Origin of the sequence: Enterobacter cloacae complex sp. P12RS (assembly GCF_014895875.1) — a bacterium.
GTDB lineage: Bacteria > Pseudomonadota > Gammaproteobacteria > Enterobacterales > Enterobacteriaceae > Enterobacter > Enterobacter bugandensis.
Map to the genome: position 1 here is coordinate 46142 of NZ_JADBQO010000016.1, position 6427 is coordinate 52568.

General features: G+C 49.1%; 7 protein-coding genes and 1 pseudogene. 5 read left to right on the forward strand and 3 right to left on the reverse strand.

Going from position 1 to position 6427, the window contains the following annotated elements; all coding sequences use genetic code 11:
• Positions 1-405 precede the first annotated feature (405 nt).
• The 5 genes and pseudogenes from IM284_RS23750 to IM284_RS11830 all read left to right on the forward strand — a co-directional run bounded on the left by IM284_RS23750 (position 406) and on the right by IM284_RS11830 (position 4766).
• Positions 406-648: a hypothetical protein gene (locus tag IM284_RS23750; RefSeq protein ID WP_131701642.1), complete on the forward strand. Its 243-nt coding sequence runs from the start codon at positions 406-408 to the stop codon at positions 646-648.
• On the forward strand, positions 645-1487 hold the full coding sequence (locus tag IM284_RS11815) for a collagen-like triple helix repeat-containing protein (protein ID WP_182035317.1): 843 nt from the start codon (positions 645-647) through the stop codon (positions 1485-1487). Before IM284_RS23750 ends, IM284_RS11815 begins: the two co-directional genes overlap by 4 nt.
• A 90-nt stretch (positions 1488-1577) precedes the next feature.
• The gene (locus tag IM284_RS11820; protein WP_193055816.1) at positions 1578-3296 is read left to right on the forward strand and encodes a ShlB/FhaC/HecB family hemolysin secretion/activation protein; all 1719 of its coding nucleotides are present in this window, start codon (positions 1578-1580) and stop codon (positions 3294-3296) included.
• A 44-nt stretch (positions 3297-3340) separates the two neighbouring features.
• Positions 3341-3477, forward strand: a pseudogene (locus IM284_RS11825) (class II aldolase/adducin family protein); the annotation flags it as partial.
• A 212-nt stretch (positions 3478-3689) separates the two neighbouring features.
• Positions 3690-4766 (forward strand): type I restriction endonuclease, encoded by a 1077-nt coding sequence (locus IM284_RS11830; RefSeq protein ID WP_047366938.1) that lies wholly within the window; start codon positions 3690-3692, stop codon positions 4764-4766.
• 3 nt (positions 4767-4769) lie between these two features.
• Here IM284_RS11830 and IM284_RS11835 read toward each other — a convergent pair whose 3' ends face one another.
• From IM284_RS11835 to IM284_RS11845, 3 genes are all read right to left on the reverse strand, one after another.
• Positions 4770-5177, reverse strand: coding sequence for a type II toxin-antitoxin system HicB family antitoxin (locus tag IM284_RS11835; protein ID WP_047366937.1), 408 nt, complete (start codon positions 5175-5177; stop codon positions 4770-4772).
• 14 nt (positions 5178-5191) lie between these two features.
• Positions 5192-5377 (reverse strand): type II toxin-antitoxin system HicA family toxin, encoded by a 186-nt coding sequence (locus tag IM284_RS11840; RefSeq protein ID WP_041911637.1) that lies wholly within the window; start codon positions 5375-5377, stop codon positions 5192-5194.
• A 209-nt stretch (positions 5378-5586) separates the two neighbouring features.
• The gene (locus tag IM284_RS11845; RefSeq protein ID WP_047366936.1) at positions 5587-6327 is read right to left on the reverse strand and encodes a MipA/OmpV family protein; all 741 of its coding nucleotides are present in this window, start codon (positions 6325-6327) and stop codon (positions 5587-5589) included.
• Positions 6328-6427 lie beyond the last annotated feature (100 nt).

Here is a 6427-nt window from a genome sequence, read left to right on the forward strand (position 1 = left end):
AAGATATATCCTGTAGTATTTTAGTTATCCTCGCCGTTAAGTTTCCTTAAGAATATTCCTTTAATTTACATTCACTAACTACCCCTTCAATAATTAAGAAATAATTAAAGATCCTAACTTATTGTTATTTTGAATTAATCACCTGCAATACAGAAATATACCGTCCCTGGTGGCTTTCATGCATATTTTAAAATATTGCATATACTCACTAATACGCCGCTCGGCGTTCTTTTGCGTGGAGTATTCATATGCTACCTAATAATGTTAGTCGCATCAGCGCTATTGCTGTTGCGGTACTGCTCGCGTTCTCTCTTTCTGCCTGCAGTGGAAGCGGTGGCGGCTCTCATCACTCAACGGCCAAGAATAACCCTGCGACAGGAAGCAGCAGCGGCTCAGGTGATGGAAGTGGCTCAACCGCCAGTAATGGCGGTTCGGGCAGCAACGGTTCGGGTACCGGAACGGGTTCAGGTACCGGTACAGGCGCTGGTGGCGGAACGGGTTCAGGCTCAGGTTCAGGATCGGGGTCAGGCTCAGGCTCAGGCTCAGGAGGCAATGGCAGCGGAGGCACCGGAAATGGCAACACGGGCGGTGGCGGCACCACTACCGCTGGCGTCAATACGATACTGGGTGATGCCGGTAAAACAGTGACCAGCGTCGGATCGACGGTAGATGGTCTCGGAAGCCAGCTTCCAACGAATAATCCCGTCACGTCAACCGTCTCAACCACCGTTAGCGGCGTTGGCAGCGCCGTGTCCACCGTGGGGACAGGCGTCACGACTGGCGTTGGCGATCCAAACAACGCAAACGGTGTGGGTACAACGGTTAAAGGCGTGACCACGTCGGTCACCTCCCTGGGCAATACCGTTTCAACGGTAGGCACGGGCCTGGCGAGTTCCACTTCCGGAACACCGGTCAGCGGCGTAACCGGCCTGACGGGCAGCGTGGTCAACAGTACCGGGCAACTGGTCAGTAACACCGGCACGGGGCTCACTAACACGGTAAGCAGCCCTGCGGTCACTCAGATAACAACCGATACCACGACAGTGGCTAACAAGACGCTGGGCGGGGTACAGGGTGTGACGCAAAGCGTGGGCACCACGACGGGGCTCGGTACACCGGTCAACGGTCTGCTGACCCAGGTGGGTAACACCGTCAGCGGCGTGGGGACCAACGTCAGCAACAGTAATAGCGGGCTTAACGGTGTCGGTCAGGTCGTTCAAAATGTCGGCCAGACGGTGACGGATAGCGGTACGCTGGTCAAACCCGCCTCTTCAACAAGCGGAGGAGGATCGGGCTCTCTCACAGCCAATGCAAATGTGGCGGCCACGAACAACAGTCTGGGTGCAACGGTCAATACGACTCTCAATACCCTGACTGCGGGCGTTACGGCCAACGCAGCAACAACATCAAGCCAAAATACGTCAACATCGAATCCGGTTAACGGACTCAACACGTTAACCACCGGTCTGCTGACGCCAAAACAGTAATTTTATTATTGCCTATCTGCGCCCCTGGTTCAGGGGCGCTTTATACAGCGACACTCACCCCAACCGGGGATGACGAACAGGGATAGCGCGATGAAAAACCACTTCCTTTTTTCGCTGACGGGGCTGGTTGTGCTGAGCATGGCCCGCGCCGATACACTGCCCTCTATTATTAATCCCGATAACCCGGCGCAAGTTTCTCGTAATATTGCCCCCGAACAGACTGAGGCCGTCCCACAGCCGAAAGTCAAAATAGAAAAACCGCAGTCAACGCTGACGCCTGAAACGCCCATTACCATTAATCATATTCAGTTTATTGGCGGCACGCGTTATCCCTTAAAGGAATTACTTCAGCCCTTCAGACCTTACGCCGGAAAAACCGTGCCGCTAAAAACGCTCACGGGGCTGGTAAATAATATTACGGCGCGCTATAAGGCCGACGGTTTTTCGCTCTCCTATGCCTGGCTGCCGGATGATAATTTCCAGCAGGGAAATATTAAAATTGTTCTGGTTGAAGGGTATGTCGCTCACAGTGACATCACCAGTAATAACCCTCACATCGCCGAGCGTCTTAAACGATTGTCAGAAAAAATCATGGCGGAAAAACCCCTGTCTCAGGATACGTTCGATCGCTATAGCCAGCTGATGACCCGTACCCCAAACGTTCCGGTCACGGCCAACGCGCAGCTGCCAACCAATATCTATGGCGCGGCAGCGATGCAGATAACCGGTAATCAGGAGCGGAGCTGGAATATCGCCTCCACGATCGACACCCGTAAAGGGCAAGATTTAATGATGCTGAACGGCACGCTCAGCAACATGACAAGCTATGGCGATCAGTTGGGCGTGGCCACGCTTGTGCCGTTAGATAGCAACACGCGAAAAAACTATGTCGGCCTGAACTGGCAGCAGTTTTTAAATGATGAAGGGCTGACGATGCAGCTCAAAGGCAGCTATTACCGTGAAGATCCGCGAGATTTTTCGCCCCTGCTCACTTTGCCGAATAATATCCAGGTCGATTCAAAGCAAAAAACAACGCAGTACAACGGCGGCGTGACGTTTGGCTATTCCCTGCTGCTGACGCAAAAATCCCAAATTAATCTGACCGGCGGTTTTGATTATACCGACCGCCAGGATGATTATGCTCTACAGGCCAGACTACAGGGCAAGACCTATAGTCTGGACTCCGTCAACCAACACGCGCGTTATCCTGCGCTGGAAGTGGGTATCAACGGTGCGCATCAATTCACCGCAGCCAGCATCAGCGGCCGACTCAACGTCCGTCAGGGTATTGATGCGATGGGGGCCGATATCGTCTCAGCCCCTAAACCCAATATGAATTTTACGCTCACAAAAAGCTACCTGGACGCTGCCTGGCTGTTTGCCGACAAGTGGCGGCTATCAACGTCCTGGGAGGGAGACTGGTCAAACAACACGTTGCCAGAGCCCGAACGCGTTAGCTTCGGTGCCCAGCGGTTTGGCCGTGGATACCAGGACAGTGAAGCAAGCGGTGATTACGGCTATGGCGGGCAGGTAGAACTGCGCTATATCCAGATGCGAAAAGAGAGTACCTGGCTTGCCACCATCCAACCCTACATCCTGGCCGATACCGCGCAGACCTGGTTTAACACCTCCGGTTTACCTCATCAGCGGCTCGGGTCAGTGGCGACCGGCGTGATGGTAGGCGATACCCGCCACTATACCATCACGGTTGAGGCGGCAAAGCCCGTTGGGGATGTTCCGACAGATAGCCGCAACAGAGACTGGCGCTACAGTCTGACGTTTACGTGGAATTTCAATAAAATGCAGTAAGCTTTTCAGCCCGAATACTGACAGGATCAACGCAGCATAGTGGGTGGGGCAACGTCAGCGCGGTAGACCGCGAAAGCGGCATGATGGTCATTAAACCGTCCGGTGTGGAATACGACGTGATGACGGCGGAGGATATGGTGGTGTGAACATCGCCACGGGCCAGGTTGTCGAGGGTAATAAAACATAAACAAGAAAAATAAAACATAACGATATATATATAATACTTAATAAACTAGACGGCATCAGCCTTATTTATCTGTTTTTAGTTTAACGAGTCTGTGATCTAAACCTCGGAAATATTTTTTTGCTGCTAATTAATTCTGGCTAGCATTGAATGACATGCATTTTAATGCTATTCCATCAAGACACACAGTAGAAAAATAAGGGTGTCCAATGGAATTTACAGAAAGATTAAATGCATTATCTACTAAAATCAGACAACAAATTGAAGTAATCAATACCGAAGAAGCAACAAAAACTGCGTTTGTGATGCCTTTTATTCATAATGTTTTAGGTCACGATGTTTTTGATCCTTCTGAAGTCACCCCTGAATTTGTATGTGATATAGGCACTAAAAAGGGCGAGAAAATTGATTATGCAATAATGAAAAATAATGATGTACAGATACTTATTGAATGTAAAAAAATTGGCGAGCCGTTAAATATTAATCATGCATCGCAGCTTTTTAGATACTTTCACGTTACAAATGCACGGATATCAATCTTAACAAACGGGCAAATATATAGATTTTATACCGATCTTGATGCACCTAATAAGATGGATGAGAAACCTTTTTTGGAAGTCGACCTACTTGATATTGATGAAAATGTTGTCCCTGAATTAAAAAAATTGACAAAATCATCATTTGATCTTGAATCAATTATTAATGCTGCTGGAGAATTGAAATACGTCAGTCAGATTAAAAGAATACTACATTCACAACTAAACAATCCTGAGGATGACTTCGTTAAATTCTTCGCATCCAGAGTATATGACGGGATGCTAACCCAAAAAGTAAGAGAGTCATTTCTAAATCTTACGAAAAAGGCCGCAAGCCAGTATATAAATGATCAAGTTAATGAGAGGCTTAAATCAGCTATTACTGGTATTACTCCTACCCCCATCGAACCTCCAATCGAAACACAGCCTCTCGAAGAAGACGATCATAAAGATGAAAATGATATCGTTACAACTTTAGAAGAATTAGAAGGTTTTCATATTGTAAAAGCAATTACTCGGACTGTACTGGAGGCACCGCGCATTACCCATAGAGACACAAAGAGTTATTGTGGAGTCCTTGTAGACGATAACAACCGCAAACCCCTTTGCCGATTGCATTTTAATCGCTCACAAAAATACATCGGTCTTTTCGATATAGAAAAAAACGAAACGCGCCATCCCATAGCGATGGTGGATGATATTTATATTTTTGAGGATATTCTAAAAGCAACCGCAGCTCTCTATAGTTAATTTTTACCCAGGCAGCACGCGACGTGCTGCCTCAGCCAGAAATGCGCTTCGATTACCGAACTGAGGATGCTCGCTGACAAAAGAGTCAATCTTTACCAGCAAACGCCGAGGCATCGTGATGTTGATACGCTCGGTCCTGCCGTCGAACTGTTTCATATTGATATCTACCAACAGCCATTGCCCGCCGATGAAATCCTCAGGACGACTTTCCAGATGCGCTTCCACATTACCCGGAAGAGGAAGTGCTTCATCCATTTCAAACAGCGCTTCGAAGTGCGCGGTGAGCGCCTCACGTGCATCCTGAAAAGCGTCGTCCAGGGAATCACCTGCAAAAAAACAGCCTGGAACGTCAGGAAAAAAGCCGCTGGCGCTACCGTCGGTGTCAGAATGAATGTAAGCCGGATAAAACATAACTACTCCTGATATCAGTGTTTAATTCCCGCCTGCCGCCATATCTGCGCGAGCGTGCCCGGTTTAATATCCTTCTTAGGATGTGGGACAGTAACCAGCCCTTTCTGTTCGGGATGGCGAAACTGATGATGGCTTCCTTTCGTTCTGACACATTTCCAGCCGTGGCCGATCAGAACGGTAATGACATCCGCACTTTTCACATCCCAGTCCTTCCATGATTATACACATGATACACACCATTGCTATCGGGTCGAAACACATTAGCGCATAAGGAACATCAGTGCAGCCGTGTTTTGGCGGAACAGGAAGAAGCATCGAGAAATGAAAAAGGAATACGTTGTATTGCAGATAAAAATGCAGGCAAGATCGTAGGCCGGGCAAGGCAACGCCGTCGCCCGGCTTTACCGCATCAGAAGCGCCAGGTCAGGCCGGTCATTAGCGCGAAGCTATCATCGCGGTCGATCATCGGGCTGTTCTTCACGTCATCAGGCAACACGGTGTAGACCGCGCTGGCGTTGAGGTACAGCTTCTGGGTTAACTGATATTTAGCTACCAGACCAATGTAGGGCGTCCAGCTGTCGCCGGCGGTGTATTGATCCAGCCCTGAGCGGCGTGACTCGCTGCCGGATACGCCGTAGTAGTAGTCGTTATAGCTCTCGTCGCTGTAAAAAACACCGACAGAAGGCGTCAGGGTCAAACGCTCCATCCTGATTGGACGGAAGTAGGATACCTCGCCCACCACGCCGCCGCTTTCATCCGTGGCATCGCCTGAGACCGCCACTTTCAGAGAACCCCAGCTTTCGTGGCGGTAGTACGCACCGCCGAGGAACGCAGAGGCTTTACGCTCATCAAGCTGCTTCATCTGGTGGTCGTCGTTATCATCCGGATCAAAATGCAGCGGCATCCAGGATGCGGTCAGGCTGAGTTCATTTTTTGCGTCTTTCCACAGGATCCATCCGCCCGTGGTCTGGCGAACATAGAAGCGATCGCCCTCATAGCTAATTAACGGCACCGCGGTGGTATTTTCGTTATAGCCTTTATAAGGAGACTCATTAAATACGGCCCCCGCGCCAAGTGAAAAATCACCGGCCATTGCAGAAGAGGTTGCAAATAACGTGGCAGCAATCAGTAAATTGTATTTAATAGTCATGTGAAGTAATCCATTTATACGCCAAATAAGCGGGGCGAATAATAATGGTTACAAATTTGCCGGTGCAACGCTGCAGTTTATATAATATTATATATAAAAC

Coding starts and splice junctions, on each gene's coding strand:
- IM284_RS11830 (WP_047366938.1), top strand. CDS start 3,690: ATGGAATTTACAGAAAGATTAAATGCATTATCTACTAAAATCAGACAA.
- IM284_RS11835 (WP_047366937.1), bottom strand. CDS start 5,177: ATGTTTTATCCGGCTTACATTCATTCTGACACCGACGGTAGCGCCAGC.
- IM284_RS11820 (WP_193055816.1), top strand. CDS start 1,578: ATGAAAAACCACTTCCTTTTTTCGCTGACGGGGCTGGTTGTGCTGAGC.
- IM284_RS11845 (WP_047366936.1), bottom strand. CDS start 6,327: ATGACTATTAAATACAATTTACTGATTGCTGCCACGTTATTTGCAACC.